At 36.2% G+C, this 22,524-nt stretch carries 20 protein-coding genes, 1 pseudogene and 1 riboswitch; of the genes and pseudogenes, 14 read left to right on the top strand and 7 right to left on the bottom strand.

Annotation, left to right across the window (positions count from 1 at the left end; all coding sequences use genetic code 11):
• Positions 1-4 precede the first annotated feature (4 nt).
• The 9 genes and pseudogenes from C9J34_RS18210 (at position 5) to C9J34_RS18175 (ending at position 8,345) form a co-directional block, all read left to right on the top strand.
• Entirely contained in the window at positions 5-925 is a 921-nt protein-coding gene (locus C9J34_RS18210) for a hypothetical protein (RefSeq protein WP_107841601.1), read from the top strand.
• A gap of 367 nt (positions 926-1,292) precedes the next feature.
• Positions 1,293-1,704, top strand: a pseudogene (locus tag C9J34_RS18205) (tyrosine-type recombinase/integrase); the annotation flags it as partial.
• A 258-nt stretch (positions 1,705-1,962) separates the two neighbouring features.
• Entirely contained in the window at positions 1,963-2,139 is a 177-nt protein-coding gene (locus C9J34_RS22105) for a hypothetical protein (RefSeq protein WP_193769072.1), read from the top strand.
• Between the two features lie 266 nt (positions 2,140-2,405).
• The gene (locus tag C9J34_RS18200) at positions 2,406-2,747 is read left to right on the top strand and encodes a hypothetical protein (protein ID WP_107841600.1); all 342 of its coding nucleotides are present in this window, start codon (positions 2,406-2,408) and stop codon (positions 2,745-2,747) included.
• A 3-nt stretch (positions 2,748-2,750) separates the two neighbouring features.
• Positions 2,751-4,115 (top strand): FtsK/SpoIIIE domain-containing protein, encoded by a 1,365-nt coding sequence (locus tag C9J34_RS18195; RefSeq protein ID WP_107841599.1) that lies wholly within the window; start codon positions 2,751-2,753, stop codon positions 4,113-4,115.
• A 141-nt stretch (positions 4,116-4,256) separates the two neighbouring features.
• Entirely contained in the window at positions 4,257-5,093 is an 837-nt protein-coding gene (locus C9J34_RS18190) for a rolling circle replication-associated protein (RefSeq protein ID WP_238600704.1), read from the top strand.
• A complete protein-coding gene (locus C9J34_RS18185) occupies positions 5,077-5,283 on the top strand; it encodes a DUF3173 domain-containing protein (protein WP_107841598.1) in 207 nt (68 codons plus the stop codon). Before C9J34_RS18190 ends, C9J34_RS18185 begins: the two co-directional genes overlap by 17 nt.
• Complete coding sequence (locus C9J34_RS18180) at positions 5,276-6,451, top strand: site-specific integrase (protein ID WP_107841597.1); 1,176 nt, start codon at positions 5,276-5,278, stop codon at positions 6,449-6,451. The genes C9J34_RS18185 and C9J34_RS18180 overlap by 8 nt, the downstream gene beginning before the upstream one ends.
• A 193-nt stretch (positions 6,452-6,644) precedes the next feature.
• On the top strand, positions 6,645-8,345 hold the full coding sequence (locus tag C9J34_RS18175) for a retron Ec67 family RNA-directed DNA polymerase/endonuclease (protein ID WP_107841596.1): 1,701 nt from the start codon (positions 6,645-6,647) through the stop codon (positions 8,343-8,345).
• Between the two features lie 87 nt (positions 8,346-8,432).
• Here C9J34_RS18175 and guaA read toward each other — a convergent pair whose 3' ends face one another.
• The 7 genes from guaA to C9J34_RS18135 form a co-directional block, all read right to left on the bottom strand.
• Positions 8,433-9,983 carry a glutamine-hydrolyzing GMP synthase gene (gene guaA, locus C9J34_RS18170; RefSeq protein WP_107841595.1) on the bottom strand — a complete coding sequence of 517 codons (1,551 nt, stop codon included), beginning with the start codon at positions 9,981-9,983 and terminating at the stop codon, positions 8,433-8,435.
• A gap of 95 nt (positions 9,984-10,078) precedes the next feature.
• Positions 10,079-10,180: riboswitch (purine riboswitch) on the bottom strand.
• 66 nt (positions 10,181-10,246) lie between these two features.
• Positions 10,247-12,394 carry a transglutaminaseTgpA domain-containing protein gene (locus C9J34_RS18165; RefSeq protein WP_153062653.1) on the bottom strand — a complete coding sequence of 716 codons (2,148 nt, stop codon included), beginning with the start codon at positions 12,392-12,394 and terminating at the stop codon, positions 10,247-10,249.
• A gap of 2 nt (positions 12,395-12,396) precedes the next feature.
• Positions 12,397-13,584: a DUF58 domain-containing protein gene (locus C9J34_RS18160; protein WP_107841593.1), complete on the bottom strand. Its 1,188-nt coding sequence runs from the start codon at positions 13,582-13,584 to the stop codon at positions 12,397-12,399.
• On the bottom strand, positions 13,581-14,525 hold the full coding sequence (locus tag C9J34_RS18155) for an AAA family ATPase (protein WP_107841592.1): 945 nt from the start codon (positions 14,523-14,525) through the stop codon (positions 13,581-13,583). The genes C9J34_RS18160 and C9J34_RS18155 overlap by 4 nt, the downstream gene beginning before the upstream one ends.
• Before the next feature lie 295 nt (positions 14,526-14,820).
• A complete protein-coding gene (locus C9J34_RS18145) occupies positions 14,821-15,153 on the bottom strand; it encodes a hypothetical protein (RefSeq protein WP_107841590.1) in 333 nt (110 codons plus the stop codon).
• Between the two features lie 144 nt (positions 15,154-15,297).
• Positions 15,298-16,122 (bottom strand): ammonia-dependent NAD(+) synthetase, encoded by an 825-nt coding sequence (gene nadE, locus C9J34_RS18140; protein WP_107841589.1) that lies wholly within the window; start codon positions 16,120-16,122, stop codon positions 15,298-15,300.
• Between the two features lie 13 nt (positions 16,123-16,135).
• A complete protein-coding gene (locus tag C9J34_RS18135) occupies positions 16,136-17,605 on the bottom strand; it encodes a nicotinate phosphoribosyltransferase (protein WP_107841588.1) in 1,470 nt (489 codons plus the stop codon).
• Between the two features lie 474 nt (positions 17,606-18,079).
• On the opposite strand from C9J34_RS18135, the gene C9J34_RS18130 reads away from it, so the two are divergent.
• The 5 genes from C9J34_RS18130 (at position 18,080) to C9J34_RS18110 (ending at position 22,375) form a co-directional block, all read left to right on the top strand.
• On the top strand, positions 18,080-18,421 hold the full coding sequence (locus tag C9J34_RS18130; RefSeq protein WP_107841587.1) for a P-II family nitrogen regulator: 342 nt from the start codon (positions 18,080-18,082) through the stop codon (positions 18,419-18,421).
• 26 nt (positions 18,422-18,447) lie between these two features.
• Positions 18,448-19,731 carry an ammonium transporter gene (locus C9J34_RS18125; protein ID WP_107841586.1) on the top strand — a complete coding sequence of 428 codons (1,284 nt, stop codon included), beginning with the start codon at positions 18,448-18,450 and terminating at the stop codon, positions 19,729-19,731.
• A gap of 110 nt (positions 19,732-19,841) precedes the next feature.
• Positions 19,842-20,558 (top strand): ABC transporter ATP-binding protein, encoded by a 717-nt coding sequence (locus C9J34_RS18120; RefSeq protein WP_107841585.1) that lies wholly within the window; start codon positions 19,842-19,844, stop codon positions 20,556-20,558.
• A complete protein-coding gene (locus C9J34_RS18115; RefSeq protein ID WP_107841584.1) occupies positions 20,555-21,313 on the top strand; it encodes an ABC transporter permease in 759 nt (252 codons plus the stop codon). Before C9J34_RS18120 ends, C9J34_RS18115 begins: the two co-directional genes overlap by 4 nt.
• 87 nt (positions 21,314-21,400) lie before the next feature.
• A complete protein-coding gene (locus C9J34_RS18110; RefSeq protein WP_107841583.1) occupies positions 21,401-22,375 on the top strand; it encodes a proline dehydrogenase family protein in 975 nt (324 codons plus the stop codon).
• The last annotated feature ends 149 nt before the right edge of the window (positions 22,376-22,524 follow it).

Raw genomic sequence — 22,524 nt, 5'->3', positions numbered from 1 at the left:
AGATGTGTATAAGAGACAGGTATTATTTGTTGCATTTAATTTAAATAGTACCAATGCTAATGCTACTGAATTAAATGCAGAACAAATAACACATTTGGAATCTTTGGGATTCACACAAGAAGAAATTTCGAAAATGTCTGAAAAACTAATAGCAGAAAACTTAGAAATTCATGGTGAAGTTGTATCTGTAGACAAAAAGTTTTTCAAAGTTATTGAAAGTAAAATTTCTAATTACAACATCAGTCCACAAAGCGATAACAGTTCTATAGTTGTTGAGCTTGATGAAGATACGTACTTAAAAGAAGTTCAATTAGAAGAAGCTGCGAGAGAGGCTGAGAGAAATAATAGTTCAGTTTCTACATTTGCGGCAACAGACAAACACGAAACATCGTACAAAACTGTTACTACTACTATTGTTTCTTTAACAGCGAAACAACAATATAGAGTAAAAACTTCAGTGGTTTGGCACATTATGCCATCGAATAGAAAGATTGATGTCATAGGAACAGGTATTAATAGTGCTTTTTGGGCTCCTTCTCCTGATTCCCAACGTGGACAACTAAGTTGGACAGTAAGACATTCATGTAATAAATATAAGTATCCAGTTACAGATTATTTCAGTGGAAGTAATTCATGGTCAAAAGGAGCATCTGGTTATACCTTGTCAGTAGATTTACCAAACGATATTGCAAAATCGTATGCTTGCGCCAGTGAAGAAGTAGTAACGTTATCTGTACTGGCTTACTACACAGCCGAAAAACTAGCTTCAACTAGCCAAATAGATGCTTATGGCAAGTACCTACATCAAGAATCATTCTTACAAATTGCACCAAGCGTTACTTTCTATCCTCTTACATTTGGAGTTTCAGCAAGTCAATCGGATAAGTTTACAGAATCTACTACACATGCTCAAGTGAAATTTTAAAAGTAATGCTAGGGACTGGAGCATAGCTAAATGATTCTTTCATAAAGTCCCATAATCTCGAAATTAACAAAACACGATAAATAGAAAAACCGAACTATTCTGAAACACTTCATTAATGTTTCAATAGAATAGTTCGGTTTTTTTGTTGGTTGAAACACTTTGTCTATATTTTGTTATAGTAGAGTAATTATTAAAAATTTTTTAATTGTAAGGGAGGGATTCTATATAAAGAAACTAATAATTATTTTAAGTTTTATATTTCTCCTTGTTGCCTGTACCAATGAAAATATTGATAAAGAACATCTTCCAAATGTAGATAATTTTCGATGGACAATTAAATCCTTTATTTCAAGTAAACAAATCATAACAGAATCTAATCAAAACAGGCTTTGTAATGAGTTATAATGGAATACCTACACAAAAACATACCATTGCTCATGCCATAGAGCGTTATGCAAAATTAGCAGGTGTCCATAGAATTAAAATTCATGCCTTACGACATTCCCATGCCTCCCTACTCATTAGCATGGGAGAAAATCCACTGATTATTAAAGACCGTTTAGGGCATGAAGATATTGAAACAACTTTAGGTATATATGGACATTTATATCCTCATAGTAATTTTGAAGTTGCTAACAAATTAAACGGAATCATTTCGTTTAAAGAAGCGAAACAAAATCATGATTCCTCTCCTAAAAAATCAATTTACTGTAAGCTATTTACGTAACAAGAAAACAAAAAGTGCAATAGAAACAAAAAAGGGAGTTAGAAACCCCTGATACATAAGGGTTTCTAACTCTCCTACTACTATTCCCACTCCATGATTTTTACGATTCATTAAAAGTTATTCATTGATTTAGAGCACTTTTAGAATGGTTATATCCTTTTAATTGAGTATAAATTTATTTCTATTGTTTGCAAATTGTTAGCAACAAATATGTTAATTTAATTGTATACTCCAAAATTGACACTCGGGACTTTGATGTTAAAATGGTTCTATATTGGTGAAAAATATACTCTAATGGGGTGTTAATTTTATGAGAATGACAATTACTCTATCTGAAGAAGGAAAAAACAATTTAGAGAAGGCGCAAAAAATAATTAGTAAAGAATTTGGTGGCGGAAAAGTAACTCAAGGCTTTGCTATTGGATACGCTTTAAAAACTTTTGTAGAAGAAATAGAGAAAGAACAAAATAATAACGAAGATAAATAAATTGTTGTAGAAGCTAATCGTAAAGATTAGCTTTTTTCATTTTTCTCAAAACACCAATTTGGTGAGTTTTAGGTGTTTACAAAACATCTAGCAAGTGTTACCATCCATTTATCACCTATTTAACACCTAAAAGATGTTTTATAGGCGGCAAATGAATAAGGAGGTATTTAAGGTGAATGTAATAACGATGTTTTGTATAAGAAGTCCTTCAAGGCAATTTTGTATCCAGATACCATAAAAACAAAAAACAGAAACGAGGAACTAACATGTTAAGACCAGTTATCGATTCAATTGCTACATTAGGAGAAAGTTTATTACTTGTAGATGTAACAGCTAAATATGAACAGGTGAAAAATGAAGATGGTAAATTCGAACGCACAGATAAAATTATCTCTTATGTTTATAGCGTAGTTTGTTTAGAACGCAAATTCGAAAAAGTATCTATCAAAATCGATGAGCCTCGTCCTTTATTCGACCCAGAAAACAGTGAAGTACTTGATAATACTTTCGTTAAATTTGAAAACTTAATTATTACACCTTATGTACAGAACGGATGGATTCATCTATCAATCAAAGCAGATAAATGTCTTGTTCACGAGGAGGAATAACAATTGCTAAAACGTAAGAATAAATTCAAAAAAGTGAGCTACTTTTCAAAAGCTCCCTTACACGTCCATTTCAGTTTTTTATTAATCACTTTATTTGTATTAGCAACTGTAGCAGCTTACGTTTTGAATGTTTTTTCTAACTCACCTTTGGTACAACTTCTTAGTTTAGTTCTCATTTTCATGGGGTCATTATTCACCATAAAACAGTGGATAGTAACTCGAAAAAAGTACAATGTTTCTCCATTCAAAAAATTAAAGCGCTTTATAAAAGCAAATAAATTATACGAAGAAGAAATACGAGAAATAAATACAGACAACAAGAATTCCAAAAAAGAAAAGGTAGTTGTAAACTCTGCTCGATTTTCATACAAAAAAACGAATACTGATGAATTAATCATTAGGGCATATAAAAAAGCAGATAAATTTTCAGATAAGGCAAACACTTACGATACATTGCTTAGTGCCTTATTCGCCCTTCCTTTATACAAAAAGATTGATGAAGTTACGCATTGTGATTATGTATTTGAATTAAAGCCTGATGAACGAATTATTCTGGCTCCAAATAAAACTCTAAATAATGGAACTACCATTAGAGTTACCGAGAAAATCTCATACGATATTAGCAAAGTAAGCCATGGTATGACAGTAGGCTCTACTGGTTCGGGAAAATCGTTTTATATTTATTCCAAAATACTAGACTACGCTCGAATGAATGCAGAACTTTATATAGTTGATCCAAAATCTGCGGATCTCTCTTTAATAAAATTACTTCCCGAATTCGGAGTAAAGAGAGTTGCTAGTGAACCAAACCAAATCGCACGCATTCTTAGAGAAGTAACAGAAATCATGGAAAAGCGATATCGAGATTACTTTAATAACGTTTCAGCTTTCGGGAAAACCTTCGTCGATTTTTCTATACCTCCTGTAATTGTGGTGATAGATGAATGGGCAGCGTTTATTAAAGGAGCGGATAAGAAGCTACGTGAGGAATGCTCTCAATATCTACATCAATTGATTTTAAAGGGGCGTGCTAGTGGTTGCTTTGTAGAACTAATTTTACAACGTCCTGATACATCATTTCTTGAAGGTGCTATTAGGGATTCAATTGGGTGTAGAGTGGCGCTAGGAACGATGTCTAGACAAGGTTACGAAATGTGTTTCGGTACAAATGACAGTGAATATAAAACCATTACAGTCAAGGGTGGCGGATATATTCAGATTGATGGTCAACATATTTCACCAGTCTATTTCGAAACCCCTGTTCTACCTTCAAATTTTAATTTTATTGAGGAGCTGAAACACATTGTTAAACCGATATCCCCCACTGCAACCTCGAAATCAATCGAAATAGGGAGGCGGACGCCCTAGCGTCCGAACGGAGTGGCCGAGTCTTTTCTATTGATTGAGAGGTTCAAGCGAGCGGTTTATGCGAGCTTCTTAACTTGATATATAGAACAACATCTAGAGAAAATAAATATCGGAGAAGTTCATGACAGGGATTTGAAATGAGTGATTCCTATCAATAAAGAAACTAGAAGCTATAAATTTAAAATTGTTGAAACACCGACAACTATCGAAGTTTGGGAATATATTGATGACCCTGTTTTTTACTCCGTTAAAGTTGATAGTGAAATATTGCATAACCTTAATGACTGGGTAAATGAAATAAGTGATGATTCTATCACTACAAAAACCAACAATCAATATGACAGCCTTAAACGAAAGCAAAAACATTATGAGCATATGCGTTGGGAAATTGCTCGTATTGTCGACTGCAACTTTGATAACAAAACAAAATTTATGACATTAACATTCAAAGAAAACGAACAAGATATTAACTTTACTAATTTAGAATTAAACAAATTTATAAAACGATTAAATTACTATTTATATAATCAGAAAAAACAACTACTAAAATACTTAGCTGTTTGGGAAAAGCAAAAACGTGGCGCTATTCATTACCATGTAATTTTCTTTGACTTACCATTTATCAAAATAAAAAATCTGCAAAACATCTGGGGACATGGGTTTGTTAAATTAAATAAAATCGATGTAGACAGTCAAGAGAATCGAGGTCGTTATGTCAGTAAATATTTCTCTAAAGACTTGGAATTTAAAGAGCATAAAAAAAAGGCTTTTTTTAAATCGCAAAATTTAAAAAAGCCAACAATTAGACGAATCAACTCGTTACAACCGATTGATTTGCCCGAAACAAATATTATTTACACTAAAGAGTATACACGAAATATCCCAGACTTTCAGTCCCCAGATAAAAGTTTTAAGAATTCAACCGTTCATTATACGAAATATCGAAAGGGGTTAATAAACAATGATTACAGTAACTAGACAAGAATTAATTAATTTAGGATTTGGTCCTAGCCAATCAGCTGATATTATTCGCCAAGCTAAGTATTTAATGCAAAGTAAAGGGTTCTCCTACTATGCAAGTAAACGCTTAGGAAGAGTTCCAGTTAAAGCAGTAGAGGAAATTCTAGGTTTCTCACTTGAATCAACTGGAGATAAACATCATGCCTAAGATAGCTAATGTCTATCAGGATAAAAGAAATGGCAAATGGTATTTTGTAGCAAGTCTTGGATACGATGAAACAGGCAAACGAATTCAACATTGGGAACGTGGTTTCCTATCTCAAAAAGAAGCTAAAAAGGCTTATGACGAGTATATGAATAATTATTCTTCTACGTCTGTGAAGAAAAATAGCACAATGGCATTTAAAGAGTTTTATGAAACTTATTTCAAACCAGATTATAAGCGGTCAGTAAGTGCAAGAACATTTGAAAATAGAGAATCTTCTATGGATCTTCATTTCAAATTTTTCTACACTAAAAAATTAAAAGACATTAGCCCACCATTAATAAAACAGTGGCAAAATAAACTTTCCGAAAATTACTCTAATGCCTATATTCGTAATGTTCATGGATTGTTACAAAAGAATTTAGACCTAGCTGTGAAATTAGGTTTATTACAAACAAACGGAGCTAAAACAGTAGGTAACGTGAAGAAGGTCAAAAAGAAAGTGGACTTCTGGACGAAAGAAGAATTTGAAAAAGTTATCGCTACATTTAACATTTCTGATTTCCACCAACATTTTTCATTCATCATGATTTGGCTTTTATTCATGACAGGCTTACGCTTTGGTGAAGCACAAGCATTAGAATGGGATTCTGATATTGACCTAGAAGAAAAAACGCTAACAGTGAGTAAATCAATGTATTATAAGAACTCAAACGAATTTTATATTACAGAGCCTAAAACAAAAGCTAGTAATCGTGTTATTGCTCTAGATGATGACACTATCGCCTTTCTAAAAAAATGGAGAGAAAGACAGCTACACGTCTTTCCCTCTAAATATGTTTTATCCTATAACGGCTTCCCAACTAACAAAAGTGCCACGTTTCATATTATTGAGCAGCACTCAAAATTAGCTGGCGTTCATAAAATACGAACTCACGCTTTAAGACACTCCCATGCTTCATTGCTAATCTCTCTAGGGGAAAATGCTTTGGTAATACGTGATAGGTTAGGACATGAGGATATTCAAACTACATTAGGTACTTACGGACATTTATATCCTAATATGAATCGTGAAGTGGCAAATAGACTTAAAAACGTTATTAATGTTCAACACCATAAAGCTTCGGGTAGAAAATTAACTTCAAATCAGTATGTAGATAGAAATATATAAACTTCCAATTCCTAAAAATTTGTATTATAATTTTTTAGAATGTGTGGTTAGATTTTCAACTTGTGTTTCGCAAGTTTTGACAAAAATGGTAGGGAGATTTGTTCCTTATTCATCATAATGTACCGTATGGTGCAGATTCCTTAGAACGTAATGAGTAACCACACGTTCTATTTTTTTTTTGGAGGTTATAAACATGGATACTTATAAAGATATAACATCACTAGATGACCTTTCTAGGATTTTAAAAACACCGAAGAAAAAATTAACCTTTGTATTGTATATTAAAAAAGCAGAAAATTCATATACAAGTTTTAAAATACCAAAAAAGAGTGGTGGAGAAAGGGTTATTAATGCACCTTCTAATGATTTAAAGGATATTCAAAGAAATATTGTAAAGATGTTATTAAAACAACAGAGGGTGTTTCTTTTTGAAAATAATATCAAGTCTAATATAGCTCATGCTTTTACTGAAGATAAAAGTATTATAACAAATGCTAAGGTACATAAAAATAAGCGTTTTGTTCTTAACCTAGATTTAGAAAATTTCTTTGAAAGTTTTCATTTTGGAAGAGTAAAAGGATATTTTGAAAAAAATAAAAATTATCTATTCCCTGAGAATATTGCAACAGTTCTAGCTCAATTAACTTGTTACAATGGTTCCCTACCACAAGGTGCGCCATCATCTCCTATAATAACTAATCTGATTTGCAATATTTTAGATATGAAATTATTAAAGACTGCAAAAAAATATAAATTAGATTATACCAGATATGCAGATGATTTAACTTTTTCTACAAACAATAAAAATTTTGCTGATCAATTAGAAGAATTCACAAAACAATTAGAAGTTATCATAAAACAATCAGGATTTAAAATTAACGAAAAAAAAACTCGACTTCAATATAAACAGTCTAGACAAGTTGTAACTGGACTAGTTGTAAATAAAAAAGTGAATGTAAAAAAAGATTTCTATAAAGATACTCGCGCAATGGTTAATTCTTTATATAAAAATGGTTCCTTTACTATAAATGATTCAGAAGGCAGTTTAAATCAACTTGAAGGTCGTTTTTCATTCATAAATCATATAAACAAAGAATCTAATAAAGAAAGGAAAAAAATCGATAAGAATTTAAAGTTAAATTTTAGAAATCTAAATGGAAAAGAAAAAGAGTATCAAAAATTTCTTTTTTATAAATATTTCCTATCTAATAAAAACCCTTGTATTTTAACAGAAGGTCCAACAGACATAACCTATTTAAAAAGTGCTCTAAAAAATCTATATACAGATTATCCAAATTTAATTGAAAAAGTTGATGAAAATTTTCATTTTAAAATCTCTTTTTTAAAAAGAACAAAAAAGATGAAATACTTTTTCGATTTGGAAGAAGAAGGCGCAGATACAATGAAGAAAATCTATAATTTTTATACAGTTAATAAAGAAAAAAATGATTGCCCAAATTACAGTGAAATCTTCAAAAATATTAATGTACTTCCTAAAAATCCTTTAATATTTATACTAGATAATGAACTCGCTAATGATAACAAACCATTAAAAAATTTAGTTAATTATATGGCTTTAAAAAAAGAAAAAATTCATGAACTACAGACTAAAAATTACATAAACGTTACTTCCAATCTTTATATAGTTACTAATCAATTAGCTGATAATGTCAAAGAATGTGAAATAGAAGATTTGTTCGATGCAGAAACCCTAGATGCTAAACTTAATGGTAAAACTTTTGAACGTGATAAAACGAAATATACTGATGCTGCGAATTACGGTAAAAAGGCCTTTGCCTCATACATCTGGAAAAACTACAAAGATATAAATTTCGAAAATTTTAGACCTTTATTAGATTGCATTAATCTGATAGCGAAAGATTATATTGATTAATTCACATATTGTTTGCAATATGTTTGCAAGTACATAATAAAAAGAGCCTAGAACCCTTTTAAATAAGGATTCCAGGCTTTCTTTTTATTATTCCCACTCAATCGTCGCTGGTGGCTTGCTTGTAATATCATACAGCACACGGTTAACGTGCTTTACTTCATTGACAATACGTACAGAAATCTTCTCTAATACATCATATGGAATACGTGCCCAGTCTGATGTCATGCCATCGATGGATGTAACGCCACGGATGCCGATTGCATAGTCGTATGTGCGACCGTCACCCATTACGCCTACTGAACGGATGTCTGGTAGCACTGCGAAGTATTGCCAAATGTCGCGTTCAAGACCTGCATTTTTAATTTCTTCGCGTAAAATATAGTCAGCTTCACGCACGATTTCTAATTTTTCTTCTGTTACTTCGCCAAGTACACGGATACCTAATCCTGGACCCGGGAATGGTTGACGCCATACAACGGCTTCTGGAAGGCCTAGCTCTAAGCCTAGCGCGCGTACTTCATCTTTGAATAATGTGTTTAATGGCTCAATTAATTGGAATTTCATATCCTCTGGTAAGCCACCTACATTATGGTGTGATTTAATTGTTTGAGCTGTTGCTGTGCCTGATTCGATGATGTCTGTGTACAGCGTGCCTTGTGCTAAGAAGTCCATATCTTCTAATTTGGCTGATTCTTCGTCGAATACATAAATGAACTCATTACCGATGATTTTACGCTTTTGCTCTGGGTCAGATACACCCTTTAGCTTGTTCATAAAGCGTTCACGTGCATCGATTTTAATAACTTTCATATCAAAGTCTTCCGTGAAGGTTTTCATTACTTGCTCTACTTCACCTTTACGGTTCAAGTTGTGGTCGACAAACATACATGTTAATTGATCGCCAATTGCTTTATGAATTAATACGGCTACAACTGAAGAATCTACGCCGCCTGATAATGCACAAAGTACTTGCTTATTACCCACTTGCTCGCGAATTTTGGCCACTTCAATGTCGATGAAGTTCGCCATTGACCAGTCACCCTTTGCATTACATACATCAAACACGAAGTTTTTCAATAAGTCATTGCCATAAACAGAGTGACGTACTTCTGGATGGAATTGAACTGCATAAAGTTTACGCTCTACGTTTGCCATTGCAGCAATCGGACATGCTGGACTTGTTGCAATTATTTCGAAACCAGCTGGTACTTCTGTTACATGGTCTCCATGACTCATCCATACAACCTGCTCCTTTGGTAAGTCTCCAAATAATTTGCCTTCTGTCACAACATTGATTTCCGCTTTACCGTATTCACGTGTTTCTGCGCTTTCTACTTTACCACCTTGTGTATGTGCGATTAATTGCATACCGTAGCAAATCCCTAAAATCGGTAGTCCTAAGTCAAAAATAGCTGGATCTACTTTGAATGCTTGGTCATCATAAACGGAGTTTGGACCACCTGAAAATACAATACCTACAGCATTCATTTCTTTAATTTCTTGCGCTGTAATTGTATGTGCATGTAATTCTGAAAATACGCCAAATTCACGAATACGACGCGTAATTAATTGATTAAACTGGCTTCCGAAATCTAGAACGATAATCTTTTCTTGCTCTTTTAATAAAGGAGTTGACACAAATTCCACCTCTTTTTTAGTTTAAAATGCTCCATATTGATAAGAAAGAACGCGCTGAAATATAATTTTCTGCGCGTTCCTTCTTCAAGCGGATTATATAACAAATCCGCCATCATAGATAAGTTATTTACGGCAACTTAGTAGAAACATCCGAACCATATTATCGGACCTATATGAAGGCATACATTTTTAATTTTATGTTTAGCTGCACTTACTTGAAATGCTCTATTCTTCTGCAATTTTACCCTTTGTGTCGTGTAAAATCAACTACCTGTGCGATTGATTAAATTTTCCCAACTTTCTTTCAGTTGTTCAAAATCTAATGCCTCGCCCTTTTCACTATAAACCATACGCTCATATGCTTCTGTCAAAATCGTCATATCGCTTGTACCAAAATGCGCATCGACTTCCTGTGCAAAGCTTTTCAATGTTTGATTGCTTTGGCGTCTTAAGCCTTGGTACTCTAATTGCTTTAATAAACGGCTGTAAGATAAATCAAAGCTTTCAGCATCCTGTTTCTTTTGACGGTTCATTTTTACATAGACAGTTGGTAGCCATTTACGTCGACGTCGATACAATAAATAGATTGCAGCGAGTAAAGCAATGACTAATGCAATGAGCCACTTTCTATTTTTTTCATTGAATACACTTGAAGTCGCGCCTTCTACTTCTTGGCTTTGTGCCACTTGCTCCATTTCTTCTTTTTGCTGCTGCTCAAGCTCTCTTTGTTCCTCAGGTACAAGCTCATCCTCGATATCTGATAAATCTACATCATAATCAATTGATGCAGGACTAGAGAAGCCAATTGTTGGCTCAAACGGCATCCAACCAATGCCATCGACATATACTTCTACCCAAGAATGGGCATCGTTATTTTGCACTTCAAATATCAGTAATCCATCATCTGTACGACCAATTTGATCGCCACCTACGAAGCCCTTCACCCATCTTGCAGGAATATCAACAGAACGTAGCATAACAACCATCGCTGTAGAGAAATTATCACAATAGCCTCGCTTAGTTTCAAACAAAAATTGATCTACATAGTCTTGATCTTGTGCAGGATAGGCAATATTGTTCGTCTCATAGGTAAAGCCATTTTGTTGGAAATAACGCTCAATTGCTCGCGCTTTATCATACGTTGTGTTATATCTTCCCGTGATGTCCTCAGCTAAATCCCGTACACGCTCTGGCAATTCATGCGGTAACTGCAAAAAGCGTGAATTCACCGTTGTTCTCGGCATATCCCCATCCTTTAATGCTGTAAAGCTATAAGATGGCTCACTATAAATAAGTTGATAATAATCCAATGCAACAATGTTATTTTGCACAACCGTTTGAAGCTTTTCGGTTTCTTCCGTCAAAATAAGAGAGCCATCAAATAATACTCGCTTTAAGCCATATGGTTGTAAAATAAACGGAAAATCTGCTGTTGGGAGTATTTCTGCTCGCGACTCTTCTTCACCATTTGGAATGGACAATGGCAATAATGTATTCGAGGGAATTTCCCACTCATTATAACTATCATTTGCCACAGTCCAGCCCTTCGTTGTATAGAAATCTTTTGTTTCAATACGCCAATATTGCTTTTTCGGTGCATGGGCGTGAAAGACAACCGTATCATCTTGAGAAAAGCCGCCACCTAATGTCTCATCATTTTCACCATAGCCAACTTTGCCTTCTACTACACCACCAATCCCCCCTGTCGCTACACCTTTAATAAACGGAACAGGGTCTGGCCATTGTGGGGGTGATTTCGGCGACATAAAAGCAACAAGACCAACTATGCTAACTAGTAAAAGAACTGGTGTTAAATAGTGCAAATAAGATTTTCGCTGTACAAATGCACCCATCTCGGTTGTTGAGCGCTTTAAGAAAAGAAAGGCTGTCAGTATTAAGCCAAGTAAGACCACTTTTACAATGGCTCCAGTGCCATCATATTCGCTAAATGTATCGAGCATCGTAATAAAGAAGATTGTCAATACAAGGAAATAAAAGACACTCATGCGTACAGTAATCCAATGATGAATTAAATAAACAAGCATCCAAATCAATATTAAAAATAACAAAGTACGGAACGGGTTCGATACGCCAGTGAAATTCTTTTGTAAAAGCTGTAATACATTCCACTGCAAATCGCTATATAAAAAATGCAAGCCATCTGTTGAAAATATCGAATAATCGCTATAAGCACGAATAATAAAAAAGGCAATATATACGCTTTTAATCAGCCATGTAATAATTAATGGTAATCCTAACAATGCTAGTGCTAGAGAAAGAGCAATGAAAATGAGGAAATAATAATCATAGCCTGTGTTGGTTAACTCCATAATAGGCTTTAACCATTCTCGTAAAATAATGAACACAACGATGTAATAGATGCCGTATTCTAAATAAAATTTCTCATTCATTTTCACGGTCTATTCACCTCCGTGAACGCTTGACTAAACATATCCTCGGTTAAATAAATGACACGGTTTTGTCCAATCGTACGGTATGTATTTGCCATGCTTTTTAATTCATCCATCGTGACGATGACGAAGCAAATAATTGCGCGTACATGCTGTGTACTGCTTAATAATAGCTGCTGGCATTCCTTCGTAAATTCTCCTGTCACGATGATTAAAATCGATTGATTCAACCCTTCGTATCTACTACGAACAATTGCTGAAGCTGTATCTTCGCCATTCGCTTGAATAACGGCTAAGTGCCGCATAACCTTCTCTAGTTGTCCATCAGTACGGACGAAAGGCATATATACTCGATTTTCTCCCGCTGTAGCAAATGATACCTCCCCTTGATGCTTGACAATTGATTGCATAATAGAAGCGGTTAAGCTAACAGCCTGTTCAAAATGCTTCCTTGAGGCTTGCTGAATACAGACAAGTAAACGCTGTGCTTGACGGTCTTCGAACTCTTTTGTGCGTAGCGTCCCCCCCTTCGCAAAGGATTTCCAATGAATCCATGAAAAACGGTCACCCGGCTGATAATTACGGACACCTGTTGCCATTGTCGTGTCCTTCATAATCGTATATTTAGCAAGAACCGTACCTTGATCATACTGCATTTGCATTGTAGAAAAAGGGATGGCAACTGTTTTTGGATAAACTAAAATGGTATGCGGCTGCTCTATTTTTTTCGTGCGTGTTACCCAGCCAAAAAAATCTGTTACAACCAACTCTAAACCTTGAAAATGATATTCACCACGCGTCACATTTTTGATTTCATACGTCCATTTAAAATGTCGTTTGAAGCCGACAAAGATTAATTTACTCTGGTCATTTATTTGATGCTCATCCGTCATTTCACGAACAAGAAGAAACGCCAATGGCATAGCCGTCTTATTACGAAAGCTCACCGTTATGCCCAAATCATCTCCATGCTTTGCATAAGTTGGATAAATCATACGCTCCACTATGGCAAAATTAAGTGGGGTGAAATGTAACATCATTGCGTAAAGTAAAAATGGACTTATCGCAAAAAAAATAAACCAACTGACAAAACCACCTTGAAACATCGCAAAGCAAAATAAGATAATTGCAAATAATAGAAGACTTACAAATCGAATATGATAGCGAATCATTGCATAAACGCCCGTCATCTTTCACTGTACCTTTGAACAGGCACTGTTACCCATTCAACAATACGTCCCATTACTTGCTCTGCTGTAATTCCCTCATAGCGTGCCTCTGGCTGTAAAATTAAACGGTGGCTAAAAACAAATGGTGCTAAATATTGTACATCATCGGGTGTGACAAAATCTCTCCCTTTCAATAAAGCATATGCTTGTGCCGCCTTCATTAAAGCGATTGAGGCACGTGGACTTACACCTAAATAAATTTGTCCGTCACGGCGAGTCGCAGCAGCTAGCTCAACAATATATGTTTTGACGCTATCCTCAATAAAAACACGTTGCACTTCATGTTGTAATGCCAGCAGTTCCTCTAAAGAAAGTACCGCATCAATTTGCTCTATTGGTTGCGCAGATTGCGCCCTTCTTAACACTTCCACTTCCTCAGCTAATGTCGGGTAGCCCATTTTTATTTTCAATAAAAAACGATCCAGTTGTGCTTCTGGTAACGGATACGTACCTTCATATTCGATCGGGTTTTGTGTTGCCATAACGAAAAACGGCTTAACAATTTTCAATGTTTCACCATCAATTGTTACAGATGCTTCCTCCATCGCTTCAAGCAAAGCGGATTGCGTTTTAGGAGATGTTCTGTTAATTTCATCAGCCAATATAATATTGCCAATAATCGGCCCTGGTCGGAATTCGAATTCCAATGTCTTTGGATTATAAATAGAAACTCCTACAACATCCGATGGCAATAAATCTGGTGTAAATTGAATTCTACGAAACTCTGCACTTACCGATTTCGCCAAAGATCGAACCATCATTGTCTTCCCTACACCTGGAACATCCTCCAGTAAAACATGTCCTCCTGCAAGCAATGCGACAACGCTTAGCTCCGCCACTTCCTTCTTACCAATCATCACTTTTTCTATATTTTGAATAATCGCTTCAATTTGATGATGCATCCAATATCCCCCTTACGTCAGCAACAATTTTTCGAATAATCAATCATATCTTCTCATAATACGAGATACGAACAATTCTTTTCCAGTACTTTAAGCATAACGAAAAATACTTTCAAACACAATTGAAAGGGGGTAAGCCTATCAATTACGCCTCGGCTCACTCTCGTCCAGATTTTTTCGAGCTTGCTCATAGTAGCAGTTAACCTAAAAGCGTCATCTCCTGTGACAATGGTTAACTGCCCTACATCATGCAAGTCTCCTCTTCAAAACCTGTGATATCCGCCAGAAGCTTAACTTAAATCGAATTGCGGTATGTGTAATGGCGACCTTTCATATTGCTCGTGTAGTTCACAACTTGAGAAGCGACAAGAAGTCGATTGCGGATAATTGCTGAGTCCGCATTATACTGCATACCTTTAATAACGAGACGTGGGCTATTTTTTAAAATGATGCCTTTATTTTTCTTTTGCTTTTTATTGTTGGATAATAATGATTGCTGATTTGACTGATTAAAAGGTGGGCGATTGTCCTCACTCATAGCCTGTTGAAAAGCATCGCTAGCCTGCACATAATGGCGACTGTCACGAAACATATTATTATGCGTAGCACTTACTCTCGATGTGCGCATTACACATACCTCCTTTCCATGTCTGTATTATTTATATCGTATTTTTACTAAAAAAATATAACTAAATTTTTAAATAGAAAAGCCGAGCTATTCTGAAACACTTTTATTTAGAGTTTCGTTGGATAGTTCGGCTTTTTCATTTTCTTACTTCCAAAAATCATCAAAGATTGTAACGGGCATATGTCTTTTATGCTGCGAGCGTAAATAATGCCCTTCCAAAATAGCTTGGGACTCTACTGGAATTTCTTTGCCCTCTAAATAATCATCAATTACATCATACGTAATACCCAAGGCTGTTTCATCTGGCAATGCTGGACGATTTTCCTCTAAATCGGCTGTTGGTGCTTTAATATACAAATGCTCTGGGCAATTTAAAAAGGCTAAAATTTGCTTTCCTTGGCGCTTATTTAAACGGAAAATTGGTAATAAATCCGCACCACCATCGCCAAATTTCGTATAGAAACCTGTAACGGCTTCAGCCGCATGATCTGTACCAATAACAACCGCGCTATGCATCGCTGCAATTGAGAATTGCGCTTTCATACGCTCACGTGCTTTTTCATTGCCCTTCGCAAAATCGCTTAACAGCACGCCTGCATCTGCCAATGTTTGTACACTCGCATCTACTGCTGCTTTAATGTTAATCGTATAAATATGTGTCGGTTGAATAAAATTGAGCGCATCTTGGCAATCTTGCTCATCAAACTGTGTGCCATATGGTAAACGCACCGCCCAAAATGCATATTTATTTTCTCCTGCCTCTGCATTAAGCTCGTCAACTGCTAGCTGTGTGAGCTTTCCTGCTAAAGTCGAATCTTGCCCACCGCTAATCCCTAGTACAAAGCCTTTCAGAAAAGCATGCTTTAGCGCATAGCTTTTTAAGAAATCAATCGTTTTGCGTACCTCAGTTTGTGGATCAATTGTTGGCAAAACTTTTAATTCCTCAATAATTTGCTGCTGCAATGTCATCACTCACCACTCCTTATAATCGCTCCAGTTTTTCAACCATTTCTCGTGCCTCATTAATATTGCGCATTTTATTATCCCAGCACTTTTGGCTTAAATCGACTGGATACTCTTCTGGATTTAATGAGCGCTTATATTCATCCCATAATAGCTCTAAGTTGTTCTTGGCATATTGACGAATATCCATAAGTTCTGGGTTTTGATAAATGATTTCGCCATCCTCAATTACTTTCACATGCAAGTTTTTCGCTTCAAAATTCGTTACAAACTTTGATACAAATGTGTGTACGGGATGGAACATTTTGATACGTTCCTCTTTCTCTGGTTGCTCATCTTCCATCGTAATATAGTCACCCTCTGATTTCCCTGTTACACGATCAATAATGCGATAGACTTTTTTCAAACCTGGTGTCGTTACCTTTTCCGCATTCGCAGAAATTTTAATTGTATCCTCCATCACACCATCTTTATTTTCAATCGATACAATTTTATAAACAGCTCCTAATGCTGGCTGATCATATGCGGTGATTAACTTTGTACCAATCCCCCACATATCAACCTTTGCACCTTGTGCCTTTAAATTTAAAATCGTGTACTCGTCTAAATCATTCGATACGATAATTTTGGCATTAGGGAAACCCGCCTCATCTAGCATACGACGTGCCTCTTTCGATAAAAATGCAATGTCCCCACTATCTAAGCGAATACCAACAAAATTAATTTTATCGCCAAGCTCTTTTGCCACTTTAATCGCACTTGGTACACCTGATTTTAACGTGTTATACGTGTCTACTAAAAAAACGCAATTGCGATGGCGCTTCGCATATGCATGGAAAGCATCATAATCATTTTTATAAGCTTGCACAAGTGCATGTGCATGTGTACCTGAAACAGGGATATTAAAACGCTTCCCTGCGCGCACATTGGATGTTGATTCAAAGCCACCAATTATAGAAGCTCTTGCCCCCCATAAAGCGGCGTCCATTTCCTGTGCACGTCGCGTTCCAAACTCCATGCCCACCTCATCTTTAATTACTTGCTTAATGCGACTCGCTTTCGTTGCAATCAGGGTTTGGAAATTTACGATATTCAGCAATGCCGTTTCAATCAGTTGCGCCTCAATAAGAGGTGCTTCAATTCGCATAATCGGCTCATTGCCAAAAGCAAGCTCCCCTTCTGCCATTGAATATACTGTCCCTGTAAAGCGAACCTCTTGTAAATAGCTTAAAAAATCTTCCCCATAACCAAGCTCTTCACGTAAATAAGCAATATCACTTTCTGTAAAGTGAAAGTTTTTCAAATAATCAAGTGCTCGCTCAAGCCCTGCAAAAATAGCATAGCCATTGCCAAATGGCAGTTTTCGAAAATATAGTTCAAACACAGATTTACGCTTATGCACACCATCTGCCCAATAACTTTCAGCCATATTAATTTGATATAAGTCCGTGTGTAACGCTAAACTATCATCTTGATACTTCGTTCCCATACAAATTCCCTTCTTCCGAAATATATTAGTCATAGTATACACTATTTTCATTTATTTTGATTCAGTAGAATACTCCACCATTACAGATGCCGAGACGAATCCTTCATTAGCATTTCATTCAGTGTGTGACGACGCCCAGTGCTTCAATAGCGACTAAAGTAACCAACATTGCGTTGTCCCAAAGCCGCCAACAGAGGTCACAGATTTTTAAGGGAAGCCGAGTTAGCTATTAACGCGTGCCGTGACAGTTTTAGCTTAACTTCCATCAGCCAACTCGAAAAACTCTGAACTAGATATAGAAATCTTGCCTCTCACTAAAACCCTTCACATTATTAAAAACCTGTTAGTTACATTCATACCATTACGAGATAAATTTCATCGATTTTTTCTATGTTAGGTTTCCTTACATAAAGCTTTTGTTTCAAAGGAATCCCCTTTATGATGATATATATTCAAAGCTGAAGGAGTGATTCGATGAAGAAAATTGAAGCGATTATCCGTCCAGAAGTATTCGTAGCTGTGCGTGAAGGCTTGGCTGAAGAGGGCATCGATGGATTAAGCATTTATGAAATTGCAGGATGTGGGCGTCAAGAGGGACGTACTGCACTATTTCGTGGAAGTTCATACACAATGGAGTTTTCTCCAAAGCTAAAGTTAGAAATGGTCATAGAAGATGACAAAGTGCAGGCAATTATTGATGTTATTTTAAAAGAAGCTTCCACAGGTGAAGTAGGCGACGGCAAAATCTTTATTTTCCCTGTTGAACAGGCAATTCGAATTCGCACTCAAGAAGTTGGCTCGGTGGCTATCAATTAAATTTTCATAAGAAATGAGGAGATGTTATGAGTAATGAAGCATTGGAACTTTCCATTAATCTTGTCTGGGTAATGCTTGGCGCATTTTTAGTGTTTTTTATGCATACAGGCTTTGCCATGGTTGAGGCTGGTTTTACCCGCTCTAAAAATGTAGTCAATATTTTAATTAAAAATATTTTAACAATTTCAATTGGTGGTATCGTTTATTTTATAGCAGGCTATGCGATTATGTTTGGCGATACGACTAATGGCATTGTAGGCTCTTCCGGCTTTCTGTTGAACGGTGTGGATGATATTGGCTTTTTCGTTTTCCAAGCAATGTTCGCAGCCACTTGTGCAACAATTATTTCAGGCGCTGTCGCAGAGCGCACAAATATTATGGCGTATATGGCTATTGTTGTTGTAATGACATTATTCATTTATCCCGTTGTTGGACATTGGATTTGGCAAGGCGATGGTTGGATTACACAGCTTGGCTTTATCGATTTCGCTGGTTCGACAGTTGTTCATTTAACAGGGGCTGTCGGCGCTTTCGTAGCTGCTGCAATGATTGGTCCACGCATCGGTAAATATACGAAAAAACGTGTCAATGTCATTCCAGGTCACTCTATTCCACTTGGTGCACTAGGAGTATTTATTTTATGGCTAGGCTGGTTCGGCTTTAATGGTGGCTCTACATTAGCCGCAGATCCCGAAGCTGTACCTAGCGTGATTGCCAATACCTTTTTAGCTGCTGCTGCTAGTGTGATTGCGACTGCCTTTTATACGAAGCTACGCTATAGTTATATTGATGGCTCTTTAACATTGAATGGCGCATTAGCTGGCTTGGTGAGTATCACGGCTGGTGCCGCGAGTGTCAGTATTATTGGCTCCATTATTATTGGTTTACTTGCAGGTCCTTTATTAGTAGAAAGCGTTCGTTTCATCGAACATCGCCTAAGAGTAGATGATCCAGTTGGTGCAGTAGCGGTGCATGGTCTATGTGGTATTTGGGGAACTGTAGCAATCGGCTTTTTCGATGTAACAAACGGGCTATTTTATGGTGGCGGTCTGACACAACTTGCTGTGCAAGCAATTGGCGTTGTTGCTGTCATCGCTTGGACATCAATAACAGTTGCAGCTAGCTTATCTCTTATTAAAGTCTTTATCCCATTGCGTGTATCACGTGAGGAAGAAATTGGCGGACTTGATATAGCAGAGCATGGCTCTAACGCCTATGAATTCCAACAAGATACTTTTAGAGGGCTTACACCCAACGAATCTTTTGCTCACCGTTTAACAACGGCTGGTACAAAGCAAACTTCTGCTTAACAAAAACTGTTCGGAATTTGTTTTCCGAGCAGCTTTTCATGCTTCCTTATTGTTACTTTCGCAGTATAAAGGTATGATTATTAGCAAGTACTACCATAAAGGAGAGCGCTATGTCATACGCTATACAATTTCAAAATATGAGCTATATAGTCAATGAACAATGGATTTTACATAACATCTCACAAAATATACATGCTGGTGCTATTACTACATTAATCGGCTCTTCTGGTGCCGGTAAAACCACTTTATTGAAAATGTGCAATGCCTTATTAAGCCCTACAGCTGGAGCTATTTATGTGCATGGTCAAGCGATTGAAACATATGCACCAACAGCGCTTCGAAAAAAGGTCGGCATTGTCTTACAAAATGCCCCTATTCTACGAACAACCGTCTTTCATAATTTAGCTTTGCCAAGGCAATTACAAAAACTAGAATTAACAAAGGAAGAGGCGCTTCATATGCTAGCAGATGTTGGCTTAGATGAGTCATTATTAATGCGCCAAGCAATGGATTTATCAGGTGGCCAAAAACAAAAGTTAGCTATTGCACGGACGCTGTTAAACCACTCAAAAATTTTACTACTCGATGAAATTACATCAGCACTCGACCCTCATTCGGTACAAGAAATTGAACAATTAATTATGAAAATTCGTCAAAAAGGCATAACAATTATATGGATTACACATAACATTGAACAGGCGCAAAAAATGGGTGATTATATATGGGTGATGGCGCAAGGGCAAGTCGTTGCTAGTGGCACAACGAGTGAAATTATGAATTCCAATGATGCCCATGTCCAAGCATTTTTACTTGGAGGCAGACAATGACTTACTCAACACTTGCCTTAACCCTCATCTTTATTTTTATTCCGCTTGTTCTATCTAAAGTATTGCGGCTTGGGCTTGAAAAAGATACCATTGTGGCAACCGTTCGCTCTGTCGTGCAATTACTTTTTATCGGCTATATATTGAAATTCGTCTTCGATACAGAGCATATTGCTTATTCACTGCTCATGATTGCACTAATGATTATAGTCGCAACGTTGAATGCACGTAAAAAAGGCAAAAACATTGCAGGTATCACATGGAAACTGGCTGTTACACTTATTATTGTTGAAATTGTTACACAAGGAGTATTATTAGGCTTTCATATTATTCCACCTACGCCTCAATATATTATTCCAATTAGCGGAATGCTAATCGGCAATTCAATGGTTTTAGTTATTTTATTTTTAAATCGTTTCGCAGCAGAAATCGAGGCGCACGAACATGAGATTGAGCTGATTTTATCGCTCGGTGGCACGCCAAAGCAGGCGGTGCATCACCATTTAAAGAAAGCTATCAAAGCAAGTATGATCCCAACAATTGAGGCACAAAAAACAATTGGACTTGTACAGCTTCCCGGCATGATGAGTGGGCAAATTATCGGTGGCGCTGATCCAATACAAGCAGTACAATTTCAAATTTTAATCGTCTTTGCTTTGTTAACATGCGCTACGTTAACGAGTATCGTTTTTGGTTTTTTAATTTATCCATCCTTATTTAATGAAAGAATGCAATTAATTAAAAATTCTTTCATTTGAAGATATGCTATACTTTTGTAGCATATCCGCCTAAATATGTTATAATAATTTAGATTTATATTCTAAAAAATAAAAGGAGCACAGTTTATGCTATTACGTGACTTTTTTATCCAACTATCAGAAAACCAGCTCTTAAATAGCGCTGCACAAAAATACGGCTTAAAATTAGGCGCTCAAAGCGTTGTGGCAGGAACAAATATTCCTGAAGTAATCCAAAGCATCAAGGAATTGAATGCACAAGGCATCTCATGTACAGTAGATAATTTAGGTGAATTCGTGTTCGAAAAGTCTGAAGCAACAAAAGCAAAAGAGCAAATCTTAGCTGTGATTGAAGCGATTCATACGGAAGGTGTAGATGCTCATATTTCATTAAAGCCTTCTCAACTTGGTCTTGATATCGATATCGACTTCTGCTATGACAATTTACGCGAAATCGTAGCACTAGCTGCTGAGTACGATATTTTCGTTAACTTCGATATGGAAAATTACGATCGTTTACAAGTTTCTTTCGATTTAGTTGAAGAGCTTTCTAAAACATACGATAACGTTGGTACAGTAATTCAAGCATACTTCTTCCGTGCAAAAGAAGACATCGAGAAATTCAAAGACTACCGTTTACGCATTGTAAAAGGTGCATATAAAGAATCGGAATCTGTAGCATACCAAGATAAATTAGATATCGACTTAAACTATATCGAGTTAATCGAATATCATTTATTAAATGGTAAATTTACATCAATCGCTACACATGACCACAATGTCATTGATCATGTAAAGCGTTTCGTAAAAGACCACAATATTCCAAACGATAAATTTGAATTCCAAATGTTATACGGCTTCCGTAAAGAAATGCAACTTTCTTTAGCAAAGGAAGGCTACAACTTCTGTACGTATGTACCATTTGGTCAAGACTGGTACGGCTACTTCATGCGTCGTCTTGCAGAGCGTCCACAAAACTTAAACCTTGTAACAAAGCAAGTATTTAACAAAAAAACAAACACAATACTAGCAGTTGCAGCAGGCGCATTTGCATTAGGTCGCTTAACGAAAAAGAAAAAATAATCAATAAGCTGTAGGGACAGGCGTTCCCTACAGCTTTTTTGCACTTTTATAACAAGGCGAGCTTCTGTTGGCATAGGGTTTTCTACGTATTTTCGAAGTTTATTCTACGTTTTCAGAGGTTTATTCCACGTTTTTCAAAGTTTATTCTA

This window comes from Metasolibacillus meyeri (assembly GCF_003049505.1).
Lineage (GTDB): Bacteria > Bacillota > Bacilli > Bacillales_A > Planococcaceae > Metasolibacillus > Metasolibacillus meyeri.
Note: the sequence above shows the minus strand (reverse complement) of the source record. Positions and strands in the feature narration are given on the sequence as shown.